Genomic DNA, 20706 nt, shown 5'->3' with positions numbered 1-20706 from the left:
CGCGGCTCGCGTGACCATGTCAGCTTCAATCGAGGCTGCTCGATTGTCAAGACTTCCGGAAACCTTTCGCCGCAACGGTTTCCGGGGTCACCTGCACGTCGACTGGCATCGGCGGAGACCAACGCCACCGGCAGCCGGCGACCAATTTTCGGCACGTTCTCGGAAGGTGCCGGAGGGCTCTCCGATCCGGGTCAGTAGATGTCCCGGCCTCGCTCGTCGAGCATCCCGGACTTCCGGTAGAAGTACGTGTTGATCTGGTCACGCCACTCGGTGGCACACCGCACCTGCTCGTCGAGGCGTTCGGCCACCCGCTCGTACACGGCCGGGTCGATCATCCCGTTCAGGGTCCGCCACCGCCGCCGCATCGCCGTCACCTCCTCGACGCCGGCGAAGTGGGTGTCGTAGATGTGCTGGATGACTGTCGACCCGCTGTGCAGGACGTGCCCGTACGGCACGTGGTGGAAGAAGAGCAACAGCTCGTCCGGGCAGGTCTCCAGGGACTCGTACACCTGCGCCCAGTACGGCGGGTACTGGCCGGTGAAACCGGTGCCCGACGCGCGAGTGCGGTCCACGCCGACACCGTCCCGGTCGGCGAAGTGGTAGGTGCCCCACCGCGTGTACTCGTACCCGTCGACGCCGGGGCCGTAATGATCGCCGGGGTTGACCATGAAGCCGACGCCCAGCGGGGCGGTGTACCGCTCGTAGGTGCGCCAGGAGTCGTCCATGATCTCGTGCAGCGTCCGCCGCACCAGGTCCGGGTCGGCGGTCGCCGACGGCGGGAAGGTCAGCGTGATCCACTCGTCGAGGACGGCAGTCGGGTCCCGCCGGGGGTCCCAGGCCAGCCGGCCGAACGTGTACAGGTTGGCCTGCGCCAACGGATGCCCGGTCCAGAAGAGGTCGTCGCCCACGTTGGCGACCGCGACCAGGCCGCCACCCGCGCCCGACTCGCCCGCCGCCACGTCCGCCACCGCCCGTCCGTCCGGACCCCAGGGCGCGAACCGCAGCACCTCGCTCCACCACGGGCCGAGGTGGCAGACGTGCCGCTGCTGGCCGGTGTACTCCTGGGTGACCTGCAACTCCACAGCGATCCGGGTCGCCGGCATCGCGGCGATCACCGGGGAGACCGGCTCACGGGTCTGGAAGTCCACCGGACCGAACTTCACCTGCACGACCACGTTGGTGCGGAAGCGGCCGTCGAGTGGGGCGAAGTGGTCGTACGCGGCGCGCGCTCGGTCGGTGGACCGGTCCCGCCAGTCCTGGTGGTGGTTGTAGACGAACGCCCGCCAGTGCACCACTCCCCCGAGCGGAGCCAGCGCCTCGGCCAGCATGTTCGCCCCGTCGGCGTGGTCACGTCCGTAGGTGAACGGGCCGGGTTGCCCCTCCGAGTCGGCCTTCACCACGTAGCCACCGAAGTCCGGGATGCGGTCGTACACCGTGCGGGTGGTCGCGGCCCACCAGGCCCGCACCCCCTCGTCCAGGGGATCGGCGGTCGACAGGCCGCCGAGGACCACCGGCGCGGCGAAGGTGACCGACAGGTGCACCCGGATGTGGTACGGACGCAGCACGTCCGCGATCTCGGCGACGTCGCCGAGCCGGTCGGTGAGCAGCAGCGCCTCGGTCCGGGCGACGTTGACGTTGTTCACCGAGATCGCGTTGACACCGCTCGCAGCCAACAGCCGCCCGTACTCCCGGATCCGGGCCAGGTCACCGCACGGTCGGCCGTCCCGCCAGAAGATCGAACCGCCCGCGTACCCCCGTTCGACCTGGCCCATCACCGGGTGCACGGCCACGTTGTCCCAGTGGTCCAGCATCCGCCGATGCAGTGCCGGCCGGTGCCGCTCCGGCGGGCGCTCGGGGTCGAAGGCAGCCGCACAGAGCCGAACCACGTGGAACAGTCCGTACAGCAGGCCGGCGGGCGCGTCGGCCAGCACCACCGTCACGTCACCGTCGCGGGCCAGCAGGAACCCCTCGTCGCCCAGCGACCCGCCGTCGCCGATCTCGGCCAACGCCGACTCCCCCGCCGACCGTGCCGCCCGCACCACCGAGCTGGGCAGCTCGTCGGCGCCGCGCAGGGCGAACACGAGGTCGACGTCGACGTCCCAGGACGGGGAATGCCACACCCGCCCGCCGTAGCGCGCGCAGGCGCGCGACACCTCGTGCAGCACAGTGTCGACGAGCAGCCCGTCACCGTGGACGAGGACGCGGCGTGCGCCGAGCGACCGGAACGCCTCCGGGGGCAGCCAGGCCGCGTGGACGCGTGGCTCGTTGGGTTCCATCGGATCGTCGACGAACATCAGCTGCTCCAGGTGGACCGACTCGTCGGCGTTCACCAGTCCTCCTTCAGCACCACGACTCCGTACGCCGGCAGGCGCACTGTTGAGCCGGTCACGGTCCGGTCACCGGTGAGCAGGTCGACGCCGCCGCGCCGGGCGGTCACCTCGACCGGGTCGGCCCGGTGGTTGAGCAGGAACAGCAGCCGCGACCCGTCCGGCGCAACCCGGACGGCGGATTCCAGGTCCGCGACGTCCGGGTACGGCCCGAGCACGTCGTGCCGCGCGAGCACCTGCCGCACCACCCAGGACACCCCCTCCTGGTCCAGGCCGGCTGCCACGTACCAGCCGTCGCCGTCGCCGAAGGAGTTGCGGGTCACCGCAGGTGTGCCCGCGTAGAAGTCGGCCTGGTAGGTGCCGACCACCTGCGCGCCCTGCGGAATCACCAACTCGAACAGCAGTCGCGCCTCGACGTCGACCTGCCCCGCGCCGTCGCCGAGGCGGACCGGGTTGACCACCTCCGGCCCCCGCGCGTCCCACTCGTCGACCCGGACACCCATCAGCTGCCCGAGCGGACCCGGCACGTCCATCAGGAAGGCCTGGTCGTTCTCGTCCACCCGACCCGACAGGTAGGTGGTCAGCACCGACCCGCCGCGCGCCGCCACGTCCTCCAGACGCTGCGGCAGGTCACCCTTGAGCATGTGCAGGGCCGGCGCGACGACCACGTCGTAGCCGGACAGGTCGGCGGTCACCGCGACGACGTCCAGGTCGACTCCGGCGTCCCAGAGCGCCCGGTGGTACGCGAGCACCACCTCCTGGTAGCGGACCAGCCGGGACGGGCCGTCGGAGATCTCCAACGCCCACCAGCTGTCCCAGTCGAAGAGCAGCGCCACCCGGGCCGGCGTCCGCGCGCCCAACGACGCCGAGCCGAGGCGGTCCAGCTCGGCACCCAGCTCGGCGACCTCCCGGAACACCCGGGTGTCGGATCGGCCGGCGTGGCCGATGACCGCGCCGTGGTACTTCTCGCTGGCACCCCGGGAGGCGCGCAGCTGGAAGAACAGCACCGCGTCGGCGCCGTGCGCCACCGCCTGCCAACTCCACAGCCGCATGAGGCCGGGCCGCTTCAGCGGGTTGACGTCGCGACACGCGGTCACGCCCGGGGACTGCTCCATCAGCCAGAACGGCTGGCCGCCCTTGAGCCCTCGCATCAGGTCGTGGGTCAACGCCATCCGGGCCGCGGACTCGTCGTCCGGCGGGTAGTTGTCCCACGAGGCGAAGTCCAGGTGCGCCGCCCAGCGGTGGTAGTCGATCGGCCGGTACATGCCCATGAAGTTGGTCGTCACCGGCAGCGTGGGGCTGGACTCCCGGATGGCCGCCTTCTCGTCGTGGAAGTTGGTCAGCATCGCGTCGGAGGAGAACCGCAGGTAGTCCAGGGTGATGCCCTGGAACGCGGTGTGGTCCGGGCCGCGCCAGTGCTCGGTCAACGCCGACGGTGGTTCGATCTGGTCCCAGTCGGTGAAGGTGTGCGACCAGAAGGTCGTGTACCAGGCCGCGTTCAGGTCGTCGAGGGTGCCGTAGCGGTTCCGCAGCCAGACCCGGAAGCCGGCCGCGCACAGCTCGCAGTAGCAGGCGCCGCCGTACTCGTTGCCCACGTGCCACGCGACGACCGCCGGGGTGTCGGCGTAGCGGCGGGCGACCCGGCGAGCCAACTCGACCGAGAGCCGGCGGTAGACCGGGGAGCTGGGGCAGGAGTTGTGTCGCTGACCGAAGCGGCGCTTGCGGCCCTCGAAGTCGGTGCGGGTCACCTCCGGGTACGCCGTCGCCAACCAGGCCGGGTGGGCGCCGGTGCCGGTCGCCAGGCAGATGCCGCGCCCCTCGGCGGCGGCCCGCTCCACGATCCGGTCCAGCAGCGAAAAGTCGTACACGTCCTCGGCGGGCTGGGTGAGCGCCCAGTCGAACACGCCGAGGGTGACCAGGTCGATCCGGGCGCTGTCGAAGAGACGGTGGTCCTGCTTCCACACGTCCTCGGGCCACTGCTCCGGGTTGTAGTCGCCCCCGAAGGGCACCTTGGCGGTGACGGGCAGGCTCATTCGGCGAACTCCTTCCGGATCAGGTCGACCATCGGGTCACCCACGCGCAGAAGCGCCAGGACCAGTACCGAACCGAGCATCGTCAGCACCGCCTCCGAGAAGACGGCGGTGACGCCGGTCGCCGCCGCCAGCAGCAACGCGGTGCCGACTGTGACACCGGGGGTACGCACGAGAAAGTGCACGGCCAACCGGAGCACGTCACGGGTGCGGAAGTCGAACAGCGAGGTGATCACCAGGGCGTTGGCCGCGCAGAGGGTCACCCCCACCGCGAGCAGGACCAGCGGCACCGACCACCAGCTCGCGAGCCCGACCGCGTCGCGGTAGGCGAGGTTCATGGCGAGCACGGTCAGCCACACCAGCGTCGGCACCCAGACGCGCAGCACGCCGGACACGTTCGTCCGGTACCCGCGCCAGAACAGCGCGGCGGGGCGCAGGTCGGTGAGGTCGGTCCGCTGGTGACGCATCGTGTACAGGGCGGCGGAGACCGCCGGGCCGACCGGCACCAGGAACAGCGCGGCCAGGGGCAGGTTGCTGGGGTCGCGGCCGAGCACCAGCAGCGGAAGCAGGCCGGGCACCGTGGTCAGCAGCAGGAGCAGCTCGACCACGAGCAGGATGTAGACGCGTGAGGTGATCCGCGACAGTGGTCCGTCGCCGAACTGTCGCCAGGTCTGGGCCGTTCCGCTCACTGCCGCTCCTTCCGGTCGTTCTGCCGGAGAGCGGGCGGGTCACGCCCCTCGCATCGGCCGGTGGTCGCCGGGGCGTCCGGCCGGGCGGGTTGCACCGCCCGACCGGACACCGCGTCGATCAGCCGTTGTTCTTCTGGAACCTCTCGTACGCCTTGTTGACCAGGTCGATGTACTGCTCGGAGTTCTTGGCCTTCAGCTCGGCCACGTACGCGTCCCACTCGGTGAGCGGCCGCTGGCCGAGGGCGAACTTCAACGTGTTCTGGGTGACGAAGTCCTTCAGCGGCGTTTCCCAGAGCGACACCTGCTCGCGCTCCTCGTCGGTCAACGGGGCCGGCGGGGGCACCACCCTCGGGGTACGGGCGTCCATCACCTTCTGGAACTCCAGCTCCTCCGGGGAGAAGAAGCCGCGGACCAGGTCGGGGCTGCCGCCGTAGGCGAAGACGCCGTTCTGGAAGCCGAAGTCCTTCTGCAGGTGCTTGGGGGCCTTCGGGTTGAGGCCGAGGAAGTCGACTCCGGGGTTGAGCGTGCGCTTGCCGGATGCGTCCTTGGTGAAGGTCGTGCCCTCGATGCCCCAGCGGGCAAACTCCAGGCCGGTATCCGAATACCACAACCAGTCGATGAACTGCATCATGGCCACGAAGTTCTTGCTCTCCCGGGCCTTCGTGGAGATCATGATGCCGTTCTCCAGCCGGGGGAACGGGTTGATCTCACCGGCCGGGCCGACCGGCAGCGGGATCTTGGCCATCTTCGCGTTCGGCAGGGTCTTGGCCAGGTCGGGCCGGTGGTTGTTGACCAGGGTCTGCGCGTTGCCGGTGACCACGAAGGACTTGCCGTTGGCCAGCTTCTGGCGGGCCTGGTCGTCGGTCTGGGTGAAGCTCTCCGGGTCGAGCAGCCCCTCGGCGACGAGCTTGTGCAGGAAGGTGACCATCTGCCGGTACTGGTCGGACGCGCCGGTGTAGTGGAACTTCTTGGCTGCCGCATCCCAGGTGGCGTGCTGGTAGTCCCAGCCCGCCTGGGTGCCGTGGGCGGAGCCGAGGATGTTCAGCAGGGCGCCGGTCGGGTTCGGCTTGCTGAAGAGGTCGGAGTACGGGTATACGTTCGGGTACTTCGCCTTCATCGCCTTGAGCACCGCGTACAGGTCGTCCCAGGTCTTCGGGGTCGCCAGGTTGAGCTCCTGCATGATGTCGGTGCGCACCAGCACCGTGTAGTCCTGCGTGGGCTTCTCGTGCAGGCCGGGCAGCAGGTAGAACTTACCGTCGGACTGCCGCAGGTTGTCGATCTCCGGCTTGAGGTTCCACTTGGCGATCTTGTCCTTGAGGTTGGGCATCAGATCCAGGTAGTCGCTCACCGGGAGGATCGCCCCGGAGGACACGAACGCGTTCTCCTGCGGGTGGTACGTCTTCGGAATGATCAGCGGAGCGTCCCCAGCGCCGATCAGCAGGCTGCGCTTCTGCTCGTAGTCACTGAGCGGTACCGCCACCGGCTCGATCTTGACGTTGGTCCGCTTGGTCAACTCGGACCAGAACAGCCAGTCCTCCTTGAGCGGGTAGAACGTGTGGTTGTTGTAGAGGGTGGAGAAGGAGAGCGCCTCGGTGGCCTTGAACTGGTCGCCGACACCGTACTTTTCCATCGCGCCGACCCGGTTCTCGGACAGGTCCTTCGACTCGCCGGGGTCCTCGGAACAGGCGGAGATGAGGGTGAGCGCGAGCAGACCCGCGGTGGCTACCGCCACGCGGCGCCACGGCTTGTGGAGCATGGCTCGTCCTTTCGGTGGTGGGGTTTCGGTGGGAGCGGTGCGGAGGCCGACGTCATCCCTTTACCGCGCCGAGCATCACGCCGCGGACGAAGTACCGCTGGACGAAGGGGTAGACCGCCAGGATGGGCAGGGTGGTGAGCACTATCGTCACGGCCTGGAGTGTGGCCGCGGCCTGCACGACGTCGGCCTCGGCCGCGCCTGACTGCTGTGCGTCGGTGGCACCCGCGATCAGGTTGCGCAGGTACACGGTGACCGGCAGCAGATCCTGCTCGTCGATGTAGAGGAACGCGGTGAACCACGAGTTCCAGAAGGAGACCGCGTAGAAGAGCACCATCGTCGCGACGATCGCCTTCGACAGCGGCAGAACGATCCGCAACAGGATGCCGTACGTGTTCAGCCCGTCGACCGCCGCGGCCTCCTCCAACTCGGTCGGCAGGCTCTCGAAGAACGCCTTCATCACCAGCAGGTTGAACACGCTGATGGCGTTGGGGACCACCACGGCCCAGATGGTGTTCTTCATCCCCAGGCTGGTGACCAGCACGTAGTTGGGGATCAGACCACCGGAGAAGAACATGGTGAACAGCGCGACACCGATGAGCACGCCGCGTCCCTTGAGCTGCGGCTTCGACAGCACGTACGCGTAACAGGTGGTCAGCACGATCGAGATGAGCGTCGCGACCACTGTGTACACCACGGTGTTGCGGTAGTTCGTCCAGAACATCGAGTCGGACATCACCAGCTTGTACGCGGTCAGGTCGAACCCGCGCGGGACGATGGTCACCTTGCCGGCGATGATGTACGCCTCTTCGCTGAGCGAGCGGGCCACGATGTTGAGGAACGGGTACAGCGTCACGACCACGACGCCGAGCAGGACGACAGTGTTGACGACGCGGAAGATCCGGTAACCCCGGCTGTCGTCCGGCCCGCGCGTCTTCGGGGCGTCGATCTTCGTACCGAAGGTCACCACAGGCTCGTCCCCACCGTGCGACGGGAGATGACGTTCGCCGACAGGACGAGGATCAGCCCGATCACCGCCTCGAAGAGGCCGATGGCCGCCGCGTAGCTGAAGTTGCTCGACTGGAAGCCCATCCGGAACAGGTAGGTGGAGACCACGTCGGCGGTCGGGTACGTCAACGGGTTGTAGAGCAGCAGGATCTTCTCGAACCCGACGGCCAGGAAGCTGCCGATGTTGAGGATCAGCAAGGTCATCATCGTCGGGCGGATGCCGGGCAACGTGATGTGCCAGGTTTGGCGCAGCCGGCCGGCGCCGTCGATCCGGGCGGCCTCGTACAGGTCCTCGTCGATGGTGGTGAGGGCGGCGAGGTAGAGGATCGTGCCCCAGCCGACCGTCTGCCAGACCTCGGACGAGACGTAGATGCTGCGGAACCACTCCGGTTGCTGCAGGAATGCCACCGGGTCGCCGCCGAACAGGCTGACGAGCTGGTTGGCCGTGCCCTCGATCGAGGTCAACTGCATGACCATCGCCGCCACGATCACGATCGACAGGAAGTGCGGCAGGTACGACACCGACTGGACGAAGCGCTTGAAGCGGCGGGCCCGGACCTCGTTGAGCAGCAGTGCCAGCACGATGGGCAGCGGGAAGCAGAACAGCAGGGTCAGCGCCCCGAGCGCCAGCGTGTTGGTGAACACCTCCCAGAACGTCGGGTCGCTGAGGAACATCCGGAAGTAGCGCAGCCCGACCCAGTACTCACCGAAGATGCTGCCGCCCGGCTTGAAGCGCCGGAAGGCGATGATGTTCCCGAGCATCGGCAGGTACCGGAAGATCAGGAAGAACAGCAGCGGCAGGACGGCGAGGGAGTAGAGCTGCCAGTCCCGGCGCAGCGCCTGCCGCCAGGTCCGGCCGCGTCGCGGCGAGCGGGGGGCGGGGCTGGCAACCGCCGGCGAGCGCGGCGACGCCGGCGGGGGTGGCCGCAACGTGGATGTCACAGCGGCCTCCTACGCGGACTGCGGAACGGCCACGAGAGGCTCGATCCGCACCGACGTGAGCAGTTCCCGTTGGTGGCCGACCTGGCGCTCGGCGCCGGTCAACCGCAGCGGCAGACGTGCCACCACGTCGCCGCTGGACCGGCCGAACCGCAGCTCGACGTCGCCGGGCTCCACGATGCGCCGGCCGGAGAGCCCGGTGAACGAGGCGACGTCGGCCGGCACCCCGAACGTCACGTGCGCCGATTCGCCGGGCGCCAACGGCAGGCGGGCGTAGCCGACCAGGCGGCCCACCGGACGGGTGGTCTGTGCGACCGGATCGTGCAGGTAGAGCTGTACCACCTCGGCGCCGTCCCGGTCACCGGTGTTGGCCACGGTGATCCGGACCCGCACCTCGCCGTCGACCGGCCAGGCCGCCGGCTCGTCCCGCGCGTCGTCCGCCGCCTCGACGATCCTGGCGTCGGACCACTCGAAGGTGGTGTAGCTCAACCCGTGGCCGAACGGGTAGCTCGGCGTCGGGTCGATCGAGGAGACCTTGTTGCGCCGACCGAGCGGCGGCGCCAGGTAGGTGCTCGGCAGCCCGCCCGCGTCGCGGGGCACGCTGACCGGCAACCGCCCGGACGGGTTGACCGCGCCGGTGAGCACCTCGGCGAGCGCCTGCCCGCCGAGTTGGCCGAGGAAGAACGCCTGCACCACGCCCGCCGCGGCGTCGAACTCCGGCCCGAGCGCGTAGGGGCGGCCGGTCATCAGCACCAGGACGACCGGGGTGCCGGTGGCGAGAACGGCCCGGACCAGGTCGGCCTGCACACCGGGTAGCCGCAGGTCGACGGCATCGCAGCCCTCACCCGAGGTGCCCCGGCCGAACATCCCCGCCCGGTCGCCGACGGCGAGCACACACACGTCGGCGTCGGCCGCCGCGGCGACCGCGGCCGGGATGCCCGAGGTGTCCTCGCCGGTGATGGCGCAGCCGGGTTCGTGGGTGAGCAGCGGGACACGTCGGGCCAGCTCGTCGCGCAGCGTGGGGATGTCCAGACCCAGCCCGAACTCGCTGTGGTTCACGCCCACGTGGTTGGGGAACGAGTAGCAGCCGAGCATGGCCATCGGATCGTCGGCGAGCGGGCCGACCAGGGCCACCCGCCTGCCGGCGGCCAGCGGAAGGACACCGGTGTTGCGCAGCAGGACGACGGCTTGCCGGGCGAGGCGTACGGCGACGTCCTGGCTGACGTCGTCGTCGAACCGCAGGGACGCCACGTCGTCGGGCAGCTCCTGCCAGCCCTCGTCGAGCAGACCGAGCTCGATCTTCTGGATCAGGACCCGCCGCAGCGCGCAGTCGATCAGCGCCTCGTCGACCTCGCCGCGACGTACCGCCTCCACCAGCGGCGCGCCGAAAGTGTCCACTGTGGGCAGCTCGACGTCGATGCCGGCTCGCAGGGCGAGCCGGGCGGCGTCGGCGGCGTCCGCGGCGACACCGTGCAGGGTTTCCAGGAAACGAACGGCGAAGTAGTCGGCGACGACGGTGCCGGTGAAGCCCCACTCGTCACGCAGCAGCCCGGTCAGCAACCCGGGGTCGGCGGCGACGGGCAGACCGTCGATCTCCGCGTAGGAGTTCATCACCGAGCGGGCACCACCGTGGCGCAGCGCCATCTCGAACGGCGGCAGGATGACGTCGGCCAACTCCCGGGGCCCCATCGGCACCGGCGCGAGGTTGCGTCCGCCACGGGAGGCCGAGTAGCCGGCGAAGTGTTTCAGCGTGGCCACCACGCCAGCCCGCTCCAGGCCCCGCACGTACGCGGCACCTGTCGTCCCCACCAGGTAGGGGTCCTCGCCGATCGTCTCCTCGGTGCGGCCCCAGCGGTAGTCGCGGGTGACGTCCAGGACCGGGGCGAGGCCCTGGTGCACACCGGCGGCGCGCATGGAGCGCCCGATCCGGTCGGCCATGGCCTCGACCAGGTCGGGGTCGAAGGACGCGCCCCAGCTGAGTGGAGTCGGGTAGACGGTGGCCCGCCACGCGGCGAACCCGGTCAGGCATTCCTCGTGCACCTGCGCCGGAATGCCGAACCGGCTGGCGGCGACGATCTGCGCCTGCGAGGCGGCCAGCGACCGGGCGCCGAGCACCGGGTCGACCGGCGCGGTGCCGAACGGTCGGGTGAGCTGGCCCAACCCGTACCGGATGACGGTGCTCCACTGCGGCGTCTCGCTGATCATGTCGGACTGGTGCGGTGCGACGCCCTCGCCAGTGGCTTCGGCGCCGACCCAGACCCCGACGAGCTGGGCGATCTTCTCCTCCAGCGACATCATCGGCACGAGCGCCTCGGCCCGTTCGGTCGGCGACAGCCGCGAATCGCGCCACGGCGCGGCGCCGCTGTCCCCGGGCAACTGACTTCTCATGCCAAGACCCCTCAGCTCCGGCCACATCCCCGCGCCCGGTTCGCAGCCGACGTTTCCCACGATCCGAAACTTTCCGGAATCCCGCGTAACCTTTTCGGCAACCTAAGTGCCCCATCGATGAGTGTCAAGGGCTGGCATGGACCTCCGCCGATCGTCGCCGGCACCCCCTGAGCCATCCCAGCGCATCAGTCGCATGGCGGGCGGGGCCGACGACGTGAGGGCAGCATCGACTGGCGAGAATGGGTGATCGTGTTAGGGTCTGCCGAAACTTTCGGATGTTGCGTGAGGCTGCGATGACGGAGCACCGCCCACTCGACCCACCCGCCTCCACCACCATCGCGACCATCGCCAACGACGTCGGCGTCTCGGTCGCGACGGTGTCCAAGGTCCTCAACGGACGTGGCGACGTCGCCCCCGGCACCAGAGCCCGGGTGGAGGCGAGCCTCGACCGCCACCAGTACCAGCGCCGTGCCCGGCGGCCCTCGACCGGCAGCGGTCGCATCGAACTCGTGTTCCACGAGTTCGACACCGGCTGGGCGATGGAGATCCTGCGCGGCGTGGAGGCGGCGACGACCGCGGCCGGCGTCGGGTTGTCGGTCGCCCAACTCGACGGCGCGCACCGCCCGCCGGCCCGATGGCTGGAGGCACTGCTCGCCGACCGGCCCCTGGGTGTGGTGTTCGTCCTCTCCCACCTGGCCGAGGCCCAACAACAGCACCTGCGCCGCCAGGGCATACCGTTCGTCGTCGTCGACACCGACAGCGCGACCTCGGCCTCCGTACCCACCGTCGGCTCGAACAACTGGAACGGCGGCCTGCTCGCCGCCCGGCACCTCCTGGATCTCGGGCACCGGAGGATCGCCGTCATCTCCGGGCCGCCCGACGTGCTGTGCAGCCGCGCCCGGGCGGCCGGCTTCCAGTCCGCCCACGACGAGGCCGGGATGGTGGTCGACCGTGAGCTGGTCCGTTACGGCAGTTTCTCCGCCGGCGCCGGGCACGCCCACGGCCTGCAACTGCTGCGCCGACCGGACCGACCCACGGCGATCTTCGCCGGTTCGGACATCCAGGCCATGGGGGTGCTCCGGGCCGCCCGCCAGTGCGGCCTACGAGTGCCCGAGGACCTCTCGGTGATCGGGTACGACAACCTGCCGGTCTCCGCCTGGACCGACCCGGCCCTCACCACGATCAACCAACCGTTGCGCGACATGGCCGGCATCGCCACCCAGATGCTGCTCGACCTGACCAGAGGCAACGAACCGGCGACCAGCCGGATCGACCTGGTGACCGAGTTGGTCGTCCGGGAGAGCACCGCACCACCCGCCGACCCGCGCTGACCCCGGCCCCTGCGAGGACCCGTGCCTGACTCCGCCTCCACCGTCGACGAACTCCAGCGGTACGCCCCGGACGTCGCCGAACCCGACGACTTCGACCAGTTCTGGCGGGACACACTCGCCGAGGCGGCTGCCCGCCCGGCGCTCGTCGACGTCCGCCCGGAGCCCACCGACCTACTGTTGCTCGACTCCTGGGACGTCACGTTCGCCGGCTTCGGCGGCGACCCCGTGCGGGCCTGGTACACCCGCCCGGCCGGAGTCCGAGAGTCGCTGCCGACAGTGGTCGAGTACGCCGGCTACGGTCGCGGCCGCGGCCTGCCACACGAGCGCTTGACCTGGCCGGTGGCCGGATACGCGCACCTGTTGATGGACAACCGGGGCCAGTCGGGGCTGTACGGCGCCGGGGACACCCCCGACCCGCACGGTGCCCCCGGCGGTGCCTCGCCGGCCACCTGGGGAATCCTCGACCCGCGCGACTACCACTACCGCCGTCTGATCACCGACGCGGTCCGGGCTGTCGAGGCGGTCCGCGCCCTGCCCGGGGTCGACCGTGACCGGGTCAGCGTGGTCGGCAACAGCCAGGGCGGCGGCCTCGCCCTGGCGGTGGCCGGCCTCGTCGACAACCTCGCCGCGGTGCTGACCACAGCGCCGTTCCTCTGTGACATGCGACGGGCCGTCCAGGTCAGCGAACCCGCGCCGTACGGGGAGATCGGGCGTTACCTGGCCGTGCACCGGGACGCCGAGGAGGCGGTGTGGCGCACGCTGTCCTATGTCGACGGCGTGAACTTCGCCCGGCGGGCGACCGCTCCGGCGCATTTCGGGATCGGCCGACGCGACACCGTCTGCCCACCTGACACCGGGTTCGCGGCCTACAACCACTACGGCGCCGCGAACGGCCGACCCGTCCCTCCGGAGCGGGAGATCCACGTATACCCGTTCAACGGTCACGAGGGCGGCGAGGCGGTCCACGTTCGACGTCAGCTGCGCTGGCTCGACTCGGTACTCCATCCCGCTCACGCATCCGCGGCGTGATCACCACTCATTGAGGCTCGCCGATGTTATTTTCGGTCGTCATCGATTGCGCTTCGAACACCGCCTGCGTTCGACAGCCAGCATCGACAACCGACCGACGGGGAGATCATGACGAGCCGCACGCAATCACGTCGCCTGACCTGGTTACGCATCATTCCCGCAACCATCGCGCTCGGCACGCTGGTCGCCTCCACGATGACCGGGCCGATGCCCGCAGCTGCGGTCTCCGGCACCGGCCGCGCCAATCCGGTGATCACCTGGGACCTGAATGCCCAGACGGCAATCTGGGATATCGCGGCTCAGCAACCGAACGAGCAGGTGCGCAGTTTCGCAATGGTGAACGGGGCGGTCTACGACGCGCTGAACGCGATCGCTGGCACCCCGTACCAGCCGTACCTCACCGCACCGCCGTCGAGCGGGACCGAGTCGGTGGACGCTGCCGTCGCCACCGCCGCCCATGACGTACTCGCCGCTCTCTTTCCCGATCAGCGGGAGCGGCTTCGGGCACAGTACGACGCGGCTCTCGCCACGATTCGCGACGGGCGGTCGAAGCAGGGCGGCATCAGGATCGGGGCGCGAGCCGCGGCCGCGATGGTCACCGCACGGCAGGACGACGGCGCGTTCGGGGACCAGCAGTGGACCCACGGGACAAGGCCCGGTCAGTGGCGACCCACGCCGCCGCTGTTCCTGTCCCAGGGCGCATGGACCGGCCACATGCGGCCGTTCCTCATCCCCCGTGCGTCGATGTTCCGCACGCCCGAGCCGCCGCAACTGACCAGCAGCGCCTACACCCGCGACCTCAACGAGGTGAAGGAGCTCGGCTCGGCGACGAGCACGGCGCGCACGCAGGACCAGACGGAGGCCGCGATCTGGTGGCACGACCGGCGATCCGGCTCCTGGGAGATCAAGCGACAGCTCGCCACCACCCAGGGGCTGGACGCCCTGCGGACCGCGCGCTTCTTCGCGATGACCGACCTCATCGTGGCCGACTCAGGCGTGGCGTGCTTCAGCCAGAAGGACTTCTGGAGCTACTGGCGTCCGGTCACCGCGATCCAACAGGCCGACACGGACGGTAACCCGAGGACGGCCGCCGACCCAGGCTGGCAGTCGCTGCTCGTCACGCCGCCCTTCCCCGAATACCCCTCCGGCCACGCCTGTGGCACCGGTGCGCGCATGTCGCTGTACCGACACTTCTTCGGCCGAGACGACATCACGTTCAGCGGGTCCAGCGCCGACTCCGGCACGACCCGGCAATTCACCAGCTTTTCGCAAGCGCTCGACGAGCTCATCGGCGCGCGCGTCTGGGGCGGCGTCCACTTCCGCACTGCTGACGTCGAGGGGGCGAAGATCGGCGAGGAGGTCTACCGCTATGCGGTCCGGCACTACTTCCGCCCTCTGAAGTAGCCGGCCACGACTTTGTCGGACGAGGTTTCAGCCGGCTCAGCGGTGCATTGCTGCTGTTAGCGATAACACGCTATGGTGCGTCGGCGAGGTGCAGGGCACACCTCCGCCACGGCCCATCGGTCCGACGCGCCTGACCGATGCTCGCCACCGCGCCACGACCACCAGTGACGATGTCCGGGCTCCTGGTCGTAACGCGACGCCCACCTCCGCGTGCCGCGCCAGCAGCAGCCGTCCCCTCGGCGGCCGCTGCTGGCGCGCACCCCACCAGAGGAAGTCCCATGAGCAGTTCGATGCTCGTCACTCCCGCCCCTCCCGCACCCACCCCCATCGCCCCGACGTTACGGCGCCGACGCGCCCGCCTGTGGTGGGCCGCCCTGACCGCCGTCGCCGCCATGATCGCCGCCGTACCGATCGCGACCAGCCCCGCGAGCGCGGAGTCCAACGGCGGAGTACGCGTGATGCCACTCGGCGACTCGATCACCGACGGGTTCAACGTCCCCGGCGGTTACCGGATCGAACTGTGGCAGCGGTTCACGGCCGGCGGTTACCGGATCGACTTCGTCGGCTCGCAGTTCAACGGCCCAGCCAGCCTCGGTGACCACGACCACCAGGGGCACTCCGGATGGACGATCGCCCAGATCGACGCCAACGTGGTCAACTGGTTGCGGGCCACGAACCCCCGGACCGTGCTGCTACACATCGGCACCAACGACATGTACGGCGACACGTCCGGCGCACCGGGTCGGCTGGCCACCCTCGTCGACCGGATCACCAACACCGCCCCGAACGCGGACGTGTTCGTCGCGACGATCATCCCGAAGTCCGGTGCGGACAACCAGGTCCGGGGATACAACAATGCCATCCCCGGAATCGTGCAGAGCCGCGCCGCCGCCGGAAAGCGTGTCCACCTGGTCGACATGTACCGTGCCCTGACGCTCAGCGACCTGGCCGACGGCGTGCACCCCAACGCCACCGGCTACCGCAAGATGGCCGCAGCCTGGTACGACGCACTCAGGACGGTGCCCGGCAGCATCGGCGGCGACACACCTCCGACCACTCCCCCACCCACCACTCCCCCGCCGACGACGCCCCCGCCGTCGGGTGACTGCCGCGTCGCGTACACGGTCAACGCCTGGAACAGTGGTCTCACCGCCTCGATCTCGGTGACCAACACCAGCAGCACGCCGGTCAACGGTTGGGCCCTGACGTTCACGCTGCCCGGTGGGCAGAGCATCACCAGCGGCTGGAACGCCGGCTACTCCCCGTCCAGTGGTGCGGTCACCGCCCGCAACGTCTCCTACAACGCGACGATCGCGCCGAACACCTCGGTCGACATCGGCTTCCAGGCGACCCACACCGGCAACAGTGGCCGCCCGTCCGCGTTCACCCTCAACGGCACCGCCTGCACTGTCGCCTGAGAGCAACCGCGCGGTGCCGGGTCTCGGTGGCCCGGCACCGCGTGCTCTCAGTGGGCGTCAGCACTCGGCTGCCGGGCCGGTCGAGAACGCGTGGTGTGGTCCGGACGACGCAGGTACCACTCGGCCACGGCCAGGTTGATCAACCAGCCGGCGAGCACCAGCCCGGCCCGGACGTTCCCGTCCGGCTGCTCGCCGACCGCGATGAGGTACGGCGCGTGCGTGAACGCCTGCGTGCCGGCACCGAGGCCGATCGCGTAGCCGCGCACCATCCACCTGCGGTGCTGGGCGATGTCGCGGCGGAGCACGGCGGCCAGGCCGAGCAGGATCGAGACGGCCATGGCCGAGCCGAAGACGAGCCGCAGACCGGCGAGCACGTCGTTGTCATGCGCCGGCAGGTCGTAGGCGAAGGCCATCCAGAGCCCGGAGAACGCGACGGTCAGTCCGCAGGGCGCGAGCACCCGGCCGGCGCGACGGTGCCAACGGCGGCGGCGCAGGCTGGGCACGAACTGGAACGCGCCGAGGATCGTGTAGACCACCGCGCCGACGACGTGCAGCACCACCGGCAGCGGATCGGCGACGAAGCGAGCGTTCGCCGGGGTGACCACCGGTCCGGTGCTCAACTCGGTGAGCCGCCCCGCACCGGCGACCATCGGTATCAGGCCCAACAGGATCAACGCGGCCGGTAGCCGCCATTCGCGGAACGTCATGCCACCGATGGTGGGTGCCGCACCCGCCCCGGCTCATCGGCACATGGGCCGCGATCGTGTCGGCCCATGGTCGGACGCCGTCGTCGTACTTTCGCCGGTCAGCGCAGTCGTCACCACCGCGTCCGGATGCGGTTGGTCTCGTACGCCCACATCGCCACCTCGACCCGGTTACGCACTCCCAGCTTCGTCATGAGGCTGGTGACGTGCGACTTGACGGTGCTCAACGTGATGTGGAACTCGTCGCCGATCTCCTTGTTGGTGCGCCCCCGCGCGACAGCGACGAGCACCTGCTCCTCCCGGTCGGTGAGAGGCTCGACGGGCTGCTGACGCGGCGCGGCGGGACCCGTGTCGGCGAACGCCTTCAACAGCCGAGTGGTGACGCTCGGCGCGATCAGCGCGTCCCCGTTGGCAGCCGCGCGAACGGCCTGGCCGAGCAGGTCGGGGCCGGCCTCCTTCAGCAGAAAGCCACGTGCGCCGGCACGCAGGGCCGCGTACACGTACTCGTCGAGGTCGAAGGTCGTGATGACGACCACCGCGAGCGGCTCGGCGACAGTGGGCCCGGCGAGCGCGCGGGTGGCCTCGATGCCGTCCATGCCGGGCATCCGAATGTGGAAGAGACACACGTCGGGGCGGAGCCGCCGGGCGAGTTCGACCGCTCGGCGTCCGTCGCCGGCACTACCGACGACGTCGATGCCGGGCTGCGTGTTCAGGATGATGGTGAGACCGGTACGGACGATCTCCTGGTCGTCCGCGACGAGCACGCGGATGGTCACGCGCCGGCCCCCTCGCGCGGGAGCACGGCCGTGACGGTCCATCCCCGGTCGGGATTGGGGCCTGCCTCGCAGGTGCCGCCGAGCAGGTCGACGCGCTCCGACATGCCCACCAGGCCGAACCCGGAGGAGCCGTTCGGTCGTGCGGCACCGGCCTCGCCGTCGTCGCTGACCCGCAGCCGCACCGAACGGTCGTCGGCCGTGACGCTGACCTCGATGCGGGTGGCGTGGCGGGCGTGGCGTCGGGCGTTGGTGACCGATTCCTGCGCCAGGCGGTAGAGCGCGGAACCGACCGCGGGCGGCAGGTCGCCGAGGTCGCCGCGGAGATCCACGTCGACCTCCGGCCCGCTGCGGAAGCGGCCGGCGAGGCTCTCGATGTCGGCGACCCGTGCAACGGGCACCCGCTCGGCGGTCTGGTCGCGGCGAAGGACGTGAACCATCGCGCGCATCTCGGCGAGCGCGCGCGACGCCTCGGCCTCGATGACGTGCAGCGCCTCGACGGCGGCGTTCGGCTGGCTCGCCGAGGCGGCGATACCGGCCTGGGCGCGGATCGCCATCGCCGACACGTGGTGGGCCACCGTGTCGTGCAGGTCGCGGGCCAACCGCTCACGCTCCAACAGCTTCACCTGGTCGAGCTCGCGCGTCCGCGCGGTGGCGCGGAAGCGGGTCGCGGTGCCCAGCGTGGCGGCGGCGAACATCACCGCGAAGCCGGCGACCAGTTCGCCGCCGTCGACCGAACCGGCCAGACCGGCGGTGGTCACCTTGGCCACCACCAGGACCGCACCGATCGCGGTATCCCGGCCGGAACCCCAACGGAACAGCGCGGAGACCAGCAGGACCAGAAAGCTCGCTGTGACCATCTGGCAGGGATCGCCGGGCAGCACGAACGGGCCCACCGTGGCGGACCCGAATGCGATCGCCACCATCATCAACGGCCGCGTACGCCGCCACAGCAGCGTGGGTAGCAGGGCGAGCACGACGACGAGGCAGCCCACAGGCCACGGCAGATCGGGCCGGAGGAGCGCCTCCACCACGGCCGCCGGCGCGAGGACCGCGATCATTGCCCAGTCGCGCCACCCCCTGGGCGGTGCGGTTGGGACGCGCGGCTCGGCCAACACAGCGCGCAGGCGGGAGAGCATGAGGCCATCGTACGAACGGTGGTGCGAACCCAGATCGTCCCAAAGTACGACTGCCGGGGCCGGCCCGGTCGGCCACAGGCGAGGGCAGCGGGTTAGGCGACCGTCAATTCACGGCGCGGTAGAGACGACTCACGGTCTCGGCAACGCAGACGGGCTTGCCGCCGCCGTCGCTCTCGACGGTGACCGTCGCGACCACCTGCACACCACCGCTCACCGGAGACACCTCGGCGATGGTGGCGGTGGCCCGGACGGCGGTGCCGACCCGGACCGGCGCGGGGAAGCGCACCCGGTTCAACCCGTAGTTGACCCCCATCGTCACCCCGTCCACCCGGTAGAGCTGGCCGGCCAGCGTCGGTAGCAGCGACAGGGTCAGGTACCCGTGGGCGATGGTGCCGCCGAACGGTCCCGCCGCTGCGCGGGCCGGGTCGAGGTGGATCCACTGGTGGTCGTCGGTGGCGTCGGCGAAGAGGTCGACGCGCTTCTGTTCGACAGGTAGCCACGGCCCGGGCCCGAAGGTCTCGCCGACTGCGGCGGCCAACTCCTCGAACGTGCTGAAGACTCTCATGCCTGCTCTCCCTGCAGCTAGAAGGCGTTGACGCCGGTGAGTGCGCGTCCGATGAGGAGTTGCTGGATCTGGCTGGTGCCCTCGTAGAGCGTGGCGACCCGCGCGTCCCGCAGGTACTTGCCAACCGGGTACTCGTCGATGTAGCCGTATCCGCCGAACACCTGGACCGCGTTGTTGGCCGCGCGGACCGCGGCCTCGCTGGCGAAGAGCTTGGCCATCGACGCCTCGGTGGCGAACGGCTGGTCGCGGTCGATCAGGTCGGCCACCTGCCACACCAGCAGCCGGGCGGCGGCGGTGTCCACCGCGATGGCGGCGAGCAGTTGCTGGACGAGCTGGTGCCCGGCGATGGGTTTGCCGAACTGGGTCCGCTCCCCCGCGTAGCCGACCGCCGCGTCGAGACAGCCCTGGGCGATGCCGACGCACCCGGCGGCCACCGACATCCGACCCTTCGCAAGAGTGGCCAGGGCCAGGCGGAACCCGCCGCCCTCGGGCCCGAGGCGGGCCGCGTCGGGCACGCGTACCTCGTCGAAGCGCAACTCGCCGGTGGCCTGGCCGCGCAGGCCCAGCTTGCCGTGGATCTCCCGTCGGGTCAGCCCGGGGCTGTCGGTGGGCACCAGGAACGCGGTGATGCCTCGATGCCCGGGGCCGCCGGTGCGGGCGAAGACCAGCGCGACGTCGGCGGTGGTGCCGTTGGTGATGAACGTCTTGGTGCCGGTGAGCAGCCAGTCGGCGCCGTCGCGGACCGCGCGGGTGCGCAGTGCCGCCGCGTCCGAGCCGCTGTCCGGCTCGGTCAACGCGAAGCAGCCGAGCGCCGTACCGGCGCAGAGTCGGGGCAACCACTCTGCCCGCTGGTCGGCCGACCCGTGGGCGGCGATCGACTTCGCGACCAGGCCGAGCGAGACCGAGACGATGCCGCGTACCGCCGAGTCGCCCCGGCCGAGTTCCTCCAGGACCAGGCAGTACGCGAGGTGGTCGCCACCGGAGCCGCCCTCGGCCTCGGCGATGGTCAACCCCAGGAAGCCCAGGTCACCCAGCATGCCGACGACGGCGGGGTCGACCGACTCGCGTCGGTCCCAGGTGGCCGCGTGCGGCAACAGCTCCCGGTCGGCGAACTCGGCGGCCAGCTCGCGGACCGCGGCCTGCTCGGCGGAGAGGGTGAGCTCCATGAGCATTAAACTAGCGGTGATAGTTAATGACGTCCAGACCGGA

Annotated in this window: 16 protein-coding genes; 4 read left to right on the top strand and 12 right to left on the bottom strand. The window is 70.2% G+C overall.

Annotation, left to right across the window (positions count from 1 at the left end; all coding sequences use genetic code 11):
- Positions 1-191: 191 nt before the first annotated feature.
- The 7 genes from FHU34_RS14965 to FHU34_RS14935 all read right to left on the bottom strand — a co-directional run bounded on the left by FHU34_RS14965 (position 192) and on the right by FHU34_RS14935 (position 11134).
- Positions 192-2330, bottom strand: coding sequence for an alpha-glucuronidase (locus tag FHU34_RS14965; protein ID WP_244311682.1), 2139 nt, complete (start codon positions 2328-2330; stop codon positions 192-194).
- On the bottom strand, positions 2327-4360 hold the full coding sequence (locus tag FHU34_RS14960; RefSeq protein ID WP_145780840.1) for a beta-galactosidase: 2034 nt from the start codon (positions 4358-4360) through the stop codon (positions 2327-2329). Before FHU34_RS14960 ends, FHU34_RS14965 begins: the two co-directional genes overlap by 4 nt.
- Positions 4357-5046, bottom strand: coding sequence for a DUF624 domain-containing protein (locus FHU34_RS14955; protein WP_145780838.1), 690 nt, complete (start codon positions 5044-5046; stop codon positions 4357-4359). The genes FHU34_RS14960 and FHU34_RS14955 overlap by 4 nt, the downstream gene beginning before the upstream one ends.
- A 118-nt stretch (positions 5047-5164) precedes the next feature.
- Positions 5165-6802: an ABC transporter substrate-binding protein gene (locus tag FHU34_RS14950; protein ID WP_145780836.1), complete on the bottom strand. Its 1638-nt coding sequence runs from the start codon at positions 6800-6802 to the stop codon at positions 5165-5167.
- A gap of 52 nt (positions 6803-6854) precedes the next feature.
- Positions 6855-7766 carry a carbohydrate ABC transporter permease gene (locus FHU34_RS14945; RefSeq protein ID WP_244311681.1) on the bottom strand — a complete coding sequence of 304 codons (912 nt, stop codon included), beginning with the start codon at positions 7764-7766 and terminating at the stop codon, positions 6855-6857.
- Positions 7763-8749, bottom strand: coding sequence for an ABC transporter permease (locus tag FHU34_RS14940; protein WP_145780834.1), 987 nt, complete (start codon positions 8747-8749; stop codon positions 7763-7765). Before FHU34_RS14940 ends, FHU34_RS14945 begins: the two co-directional genes overlap by 4 nt.
- Positions 8750-8758: 9 nt before the next feature.
- Positions 8759-11134, bottom strand: a complete 2376-nt coding sequence (locus FHU34_RS14935) for a beta-xylosidase/alpha-l-arabinosidase (protein WP_145780832.1) — start codon at positions 11132-11134, stop codon at positions 8759-8761.
- Positions 11135-11427: 293 nt separating this feature from the next.
- Here FHU34_RS14935 and FHU34_RS14930 point away from each other — a divergent pair, with 293 nt between their 5' ends.
- The 4 genes from FHU34_RS14930 (at position 11428) to FHU34_RS14915 (ending at position 16316) form a co-directional block, all read left to right on the top strand.
- Positions 11428-12465 carry a LacI family DNA-binding transcriptional regulator gene (locus tag FHU34_RS14930; RefSeq protein WP_145780830.1) on the top strand — a complete coding sequence of 346 codons (1038 nt, stop codon included), beginning with the start codon at positions 11428-11430 and terminating at the stop codon, positions 12463-12465.
- A 21-nt stretch (positions 12466-12486) separates the two neighbouring features.
- Positions 12487-13494: an acetylxylan esterase gene (locus FHU34_RS14925; RefSeq protein ID WP_145780828.1), complete on the top strand. Its 1008-nt coding sequence runs from the start codon at positions 12487-12489 to the stop codon at positions 13492-13494.
- 108 nt (positions 13495-13602) lie between these two features.
- Positions 13603-14898, top strand: a complete 1296-nt coding sequence (locus tag FHU34_RS14920; RefSeq protein WP_244311680.1) for a vanadium-dependent haloperoxidase — start codon at positions 13603-13605, stop codon at positions 14896-14898.
- 278 nt (positions 14899-15176) lie between these two features.
- Positions 15177-16316 (top strand): cellulose binding domain-containing protein, encoded by a 1140-nt coding sequence (locus FHU34_RS14915; protein ID WP_425280527.1) that lies wholly within the window; start codon positions 15177-15179, stop codon positions 16314-16316.
- A gap of 47 nt (positions 16317-16363) precedes the next feature.
- Here the strand turns inward: FHU34_RS14915 and FHU34_RS14910 are convergent, their stop codons facing one another.
- The 5 genes from FHU34_RS14910 to FHU34_RS14890 all read right to left on the bottom strand — a co-directional run bounded on the left by FHU34_RS14910 (position 16364) and on the right by FHU34_RS14890 (position 20663).
- Positions 16364-17023, bottom strand: coding sequence for a DUF2306 domain-containing protein (locus FHU34_RS14910; RefSeq protein ID WP_145780826.1), 660 nt, complete (start codon positions 17021-17023; stop codon positions 16364-16366).
- A 110-nt stretch (positions 17024-17133) separates the two neighbouring features.
- On the bottom strand, positions 17134-17796 hold the full coding sequence (locus tag FHU34_RS14905) for a response regulator (RefSeq protein ID WP_145780825.1): 663 nt from the start codon (positions 17794-17796) through the stop codon (positions 17134-17136).
- Positions 17793-18932: a sensor histidine kinase gene (locus tag FHU34_RS14900; protein WP_145780823.1), complete on the bottom strand. Its 1140-nt coding sequence runs from the start codon at positions 18930-18932 to the stop codon at positions 17793-17795. The genes FHU34_RS14905 and FHU34_RS14900 overlap by 4 nt, the downstream gene beginning before the upstream one ends.
- Before the next feature lie 103 nt (positions 18933-19035).
- Positions 19036-19497: a MaoC family dehydratase gene (locus FHU34_RS14895; protein WP_145780821.1), complete on the bottom strand. Its 462-nt coding sequence runs from the start codon at positions 19495-19497 to the stop codon at positions 19036-19038.
- A 17-nt stretch (positions 19498-19514) separates the two neighbouring features.
- Positions 19515-20663 (bottom strand): acyl-CoA dehydrogenase family protein, encoded by a 1149-nt coding sequence (locus FHU34_RS14890; RefSeq protein WP_145780819.1) that lies wholly within the window; start codon positions 20661-20663, stop codon positions 19515-19517.
- Between the last annotated feature and the right edge of the window lie 43 nt (positions 20664-20706).

This window comes from Micromonospora taraxaci, from assembly GCF_007830095.1.
Classification (GTDB): Bacteria; Actinomycetota; Actinomycetes; order Mycobacteriales; family Micromonosporaceae; genus Micromonospora; species Micromonospora taraxaci.
Note: the sequence above shows the minus strand (reverse complement) of the source record. Positions and strands in the feature narration are given on the sequence as shown.